A 4947-nucleotide genomic window follows, 5' to 3' on the forward strand; every position below is an offset into this window, starting at 1 on the left:
CACCGGCATCTTGTTCACATGGCCGAACGGGTCCCAGAACGCCCACAGGTACAGCGCCCCGTACACCAGCGGCAGCAGCATCAGCACGATGATTGCCACCCGGGTCATTCGGCTGCGGCCGAAACGCTTGATTTCCGAGCCGAATGCGAGTCCAGCCAGCATCGTCAGTCCCCTTCGGTCAGGATGCGGTGATCGTGTAGTTCGTGGTCCGGCGCGTCGGTGCCGAGCGGGTTGGTGACCCCGACGACGACGGTGCGCTGCGTGGCGAGCTCGCCCAGCCGCTCGACGGCGATCGTGCGGCGCGCGTTGTCGCGTACCTGTTCGAGATCGCCGACCACCAGAATTGGACGGTTGGACAGCGTCGCCAGCGTGATCCGCAGCAAAAAGAGTTCCAGGTCCGACAATTCGACAATGTAGGTGCCGGGGGCCGGAGGAGGAGTGTCGCCGAACACTTCGGTCAACTTGGACCGACCGGCTTCCCGGGGGATCTGCGCATACCACGGTGCCAGCCAGCGCCGCTGCTCGGCGAGCACCGTCTGCACGGTCACCGATTCCTCGAGTTCGTCGATGTCGGGAAAGGCCGCGATCGCGCAGTGCCGGCGAATCGCCCGCGGCGTCGTATCGCCGAGGACCTTCAATGTGCCGTGGGTGGGCTTGAAGCGACCAGCCAGCGTCATCAGCAGCGTGGTTTGTCCTGGCCCACCGGGCATCTGAACGGCGTGAAAGCCCGCCGTGAGTGCCAGGTCGATACCGGAGAACAGCGGCCCGTGCTCGCCGTCGACCCCCAGTCCGGTCGCGGTGATCACCGCGCGCGTGGCCGTCTCATCCCCTGTGTCCATGTATCGCTCCTAATCGCCTCGGACCGCAACAGAATCCAGGAGGCCGGTGATCAAATCCGCGAGCAGGTCCGGGTCGATGGTTCCCGGGCGGAGGACTTCCTCCATCGCGATCCCCAAGTTGATGGTGACGACGAGCTGGGCGAGATCGGCCAATCGCTTACCGGACGGCGCGGCCGCGGTCGATTCGACGATGTTGTGCGCCTGGTCAGCGGCCGCGGCATGACGACGCGCGATCAGGCGCTCGCGCAGCTCCGGATCGCGCACGGCACGCAACCAGTACTCGACGAACAGGACGTAGTAGTCGGCGTGGCCGTGAACCGAGTCAAGCACCGACCGGCTCAACGCCTGCGCAGCCGCGGCGGTGTCGCCGCCACTTTCCAGTGCCGTGGCGATCTGCTCGCCACGAAGCTCGAACTCGCGATCGAGCAAGGCCAGGAACAATTCGTCCTTGGACCCGAAGTTCGAGTAGACCGCGCCTTTGGTGAATCCCGCGGCCTGACCGATCGCGTCGATCGTGGCGCCGGCGAACCCCTCGGCGGCGAAAACTTTCGAGGCTGCATCCAGGATCCGGTCCCGTACCTCGCCCCGCGTGGGGCGGGTTCGCGGTGGCTTGACAGGCGACATGGACAAAAGCATACTCTACGGTATCGAATCGATACCAACCAGTATCGAAAGGTGGGTAGGGATGACGAACTTCGATGTGGTGATCCGTGGCGGCACGGTGTTCGACGGAACCGGTGCGGTGCCGACCGCTGCCGACGTCGGGGTCCGCGACGGGAAAGTCGCCGCGATCGCTCAAGGTCTGCCCGAAGGCGCGCGCACGGTCGATGCTGCTGGCCAATGGGTGATGCCCGGCCTGATCGATGTGCATACGCACTACGACGCCGAAGTTCTGCTCAGCCCCGGACTCGGTGAGTCCGTCCGGCACGGGACCACCTCTGTGGTTCTCGGTAACTGCTCGCTGTCGACCATCTACAGCGACGCCGACGACTGCGCCGACATGTTCGCGCGCGTCGAGGCGCTGCCGTGGCAGATCGTCCACGACGCGGTCAAGGAATCCAAAACCTGGAGTACGCCCGCTGAATACGTCAAGGCGCTGGATTCGTTGCCGCTCGGGGCGAACGTCGCGGCATTCATCGGACACTCCGACATCCGCGCCGCGGTGTTGGGACTGGGCCGGTCGGTCGATGCCGGCTATCGCCCGACCCGCGCTGAAATCGATCAAATGCAGAGGATGCTCTCCGATGCCCTCGACGCCGGTTTCCTTGGACTGTCGACGCTGCGCAGCTCCTTCTCCAAGCTCGAGGGAACTCGCTACCCGGCACGACAATTGCCCTCGACCTATGCGAAGTGGTCGGAGTTCCACGCTCTCAACAACGTGCTGCGCCGACGCGGGCGCGTGCACCAGAGCACTCCGAACCTGGCCCGGCAGGCGGAGGTCTCTCGCTACCTCGCTGAAAGCATCGGCCGCGGATTCCGGCGACCGTTGAAGACCACGCTGATAGCGGCCGCCGACGTCAAGGCCGATCGGCGGGCGGCAAAACTGACCTTGCTGGCTGCCGATCTCACCAACCGGGCCGGCGGCGACTTCCGTTGGCAGCACCTGCCGGTGCCGTTCGAAATGTACGCCGACGGGGTCGATCTCGTCGTTTTCGAGGAGTTCGGTTCGGGCTCGGCCGCGCTGAACTTCCGCGACGAGGTCAGTCGCGGGCGGCTGCTCGCCGACGAGTCGTACCGCCGTCAATTCCGCAAAGACATGACGAAACAATTCGGTCCGCGGGTGTGGAGCCGAGATCTTTCCGACGCCGAAATCATCTCTTGCCCCGACGCGGGCGTCGTCGGACAATCGTTCGCCGATGTGGCTGCCACGCGTGGAATCGAACCCGCCGACGCTCTTCTCGACCTGACCGTCGAGCACGGCCCAAAGTTGCGCTGGCGCATCGTCGTCGCCAACGATCGCGCGGATGTGCTGGACCGGATGCAGCGGTCGCCGAACGTTCAGATCGGCTTCTCGGACTCCGGGGCGCATCTGCGCAACATGGCGTTCTATAACAGCGGACTCCGCATGCTCGAACGCGTTCACCACCGGCGATCGCTGCGCGTGGAGACCGCAGTCCGCCGCCTGACCGGTGAACTCGCCGACTGGTACGGCCTCGACACCGGCTACCTTCGCAATGGCAAACGCGCGGACATCGCCATCGTCAATCCTGGCGGATTCGACGGGTCAAGCGCTGCCTACGCCGAAGCGCCCTACCCGGGTGCGCCGAGTGTCAAGCGCATGGTGAATCGCAACGATGCTCTCGTCAGCGTCACCATCGTCGGCGGCCAGATCGTCTACACCGAAGGTGAATTCGCGTCGGGATTCGGCACCGAGCTGCAAGCGGGACGCTTTCTGGAAGCCGCCAATCGCTGAGAATTTAGCCGACGTCGCGGTGCAGTAGTATTTGTTCACGTCCCCCAGCCGGAACAGTCCGTCGTCGACCAGAGTGCGGATGGTCTCGAGCGTCTCCTTCTGCACCTGCGCATCGGACGCTGAGGGGGTCTGTTGCTTGATCTTCCAGTCAATCGCGTTCAACGGGACCGGCCTACCAAGACCTTTGAGTAGCAGATTCTCGCGAATTACCTCGGTTTTGGTCATGGGTCTTGCCTTTAGCCGCTTTCTTGCGCCGGGTTCAACGCGGCTCGTTGGCGCGTATTCCCGCAGAATCGTGATGCGCCGCATGTCGGCGGAGCCGGGGTATGGGCGCGCGAATCAGCAACGGCGAGTCGGCAATAGCCGGCCGAACGGGTCTCGCCAGCATGCTGTCGCGCGGGATCGGACCGTGGCGGTTTTTCGATATAACGAGGCACATTTTCGGAAGCCAGCACTCATCGGTATCTCGTAACGTGCGAACTGCATGAAGTTTCGAGCAGAAAGGCGCCACATCATGGCGATGAACTTGTTGCATCAGCGACGGTGTAGTTCGGCGGGGTGGGCCGATATGGTCCGCGATGAGCTGTTGCCCTGGGCACTCGCCGATGTGGAGTTGGGCGACCAGACCCTCGAGATCGGGCCCGGTTACGGCGCGACTTTGCGCGCACTAGTCGAGCGGGCCGGCGCGGTGACAGCGGTCGAAGTCGATAAGCCGATGGCCGAGCGGTTGGACCGGCTGTACGGCGACCGGGCGCGGGTGATGCACGGCGATGGCAGCAATACCGGGTTGCCCGATACGTCGTTCGACTCGGTGGTGTGCTTCACCATGCTTCATCACGTCCCTACGGATCGGCTGCAAGATCAGCTGTTCGCGGAGGCATTTCGAGTCCTGCGGCCTGGCGGGGTGTTTGCGGGTAGCGACCGCGTGCCGTCACTTCCGTTCCGGCTCATTCATATCGGAGATACCTACAACCCGATCCGGCCAGACGAGCTGAAGACACGCCTGGGCCTGGCGGGATTCACCGACATTCACGCAGACGTGGCCGGAGTTCGACTGCGTTGGCGCGCAAGCAAACCCGGCTAGGCGCCACGCAGTTAGCTTGACGCCAAATCTAATTCGGGAGTATCGAGGCGAGCCGACGCGCCCGGGGTGTGGCCGAAGCTGCGCCGAAACACCTCGATGAAGGCACTTGCCGACGACCAGCCGCATTGGTGTGCCACCGTCGTCACCGGTGTTCGTTCGGCCAACAGAACGAGCGCGCGGTGCAGACGTAACTGGGTGCGCCACTGCGGGAACGTCATCCCGAGGTCTTGACGAAAGAGGCGAGACAGACTGCGATCGCTCACGCCCACTGCGCGGCCGAGTTCGGCGAGGGTACGGCTGTCGGCGGGGTCGGCGTGCAGGATGTCGCAGACTGCGCGAAGCAGCGGACCGGTGGGCGTCGGGACGTGTAACGGCTGTTGCGGAGAGATGAGCAATTGGTCAAGCAGCACGGCGCGCAGTCGAGCACGCTCAGGAGTGTCGGCGTCGCTGCCGGTGTAGGCGATGATCAGCTCGCGCAACAAGGATCCGACTGCCAGCACGGTCGGGGAGTCGAGCTGGAGCGGATTTTCGGCGGCGGACAGGCCCACGGTGTGCAGCTTGAGTTCGCCGTAGGCTCGGTGAGCGTGGAAGGTGCCGGCGGGGATCCAGAT

The 4947-nt window shown here is 64.4% G+C and carries 5 protein-coding genes; 2 read left to right on the forward strand and 3 right to left on the reverse strand.

Annotated features, from left to right (window positions below; genetic code table 11):
- Window positions 1–164 precede the first annotated feature (164 nt).
- Together WAN02_RS20135 and WAN02_RS20140 are read right to left on the reverse strand one after the other, a co-directional pair.
- Window positions 165–839 (reverse strand): hypothetical protein, encoded by a 675-nt coding sequence (locus WAN02_RS20135; RefSeq protein WP_422265994.1) that lies wholly within the window; start codon window positions 837–839, stop codon window positions 165–167.
- Between the two features lie 9 nt (window positions 840–848).
- On the reverse strand, window positions 849–1475 hold the full coding sequence (locus WAN02_RS20140; protein WP_422265995.1) for a TetR/AcrR family transcriptional regulator: 627 nt from the start codon (window positions 1473–1475) through the stop codon (window positions 849–851).
- A gap of 49 nt (window positions 1476–1524) precedes the next feature.
- Between WAN02_RS20140 and WAN02_RS20145 the strand changes: the two genes are divergently transcribed.
- Together WAN02_RS20145 and WAN02_RS20150 are read left to right on the forward strand one after the other, a co-directional pair.
- Complete coding sequence (locus WAN02_RS20145; RefSeq protein WP_422265996.1) at window positions 1525–3252, forward strand: N-acyl-D-amino-acid deacylase family protein; 1728 nt, start codon at window positions 1525–1527, stop codon at window positions 3250–3252.
- A 514-nt stretch (window positions 3253–3766) separates the two neighbouring features.
- Window positions 3767–4336, forward strand: a complete 570-nt coding sequence (locus WAN02_RS20150) for a class I SAM-dependent methyltransferase (protein WP_422265997.1) — start codon at window positions 3767–3769, stop codon at window positions 4334–4336.
- An 11-nt stretch (window positions 4337–4347) separates the two neighbouring features.
- Here the strand turns inward: WAN02_RS20150 and WAN02_RS20155 are convergent.
- Window positions 4348–4947, reverse strand: a 600-nt coding sequence (locus WAN02_RS20155) for an AraC family transcriptional regulator (RefSeq protein ID WP_422265998.1), incomplete at its 5' end; no start/stop codon positions are given.

This window comes from Mycobacterium sp., assembly GCF_049281135.1.
Taxonomy (GTDB): Bacteria; Actinomycetota; Actinomycetes; order Mycobacteriales; family Mycobacteriaceae; genus Mycobacterium.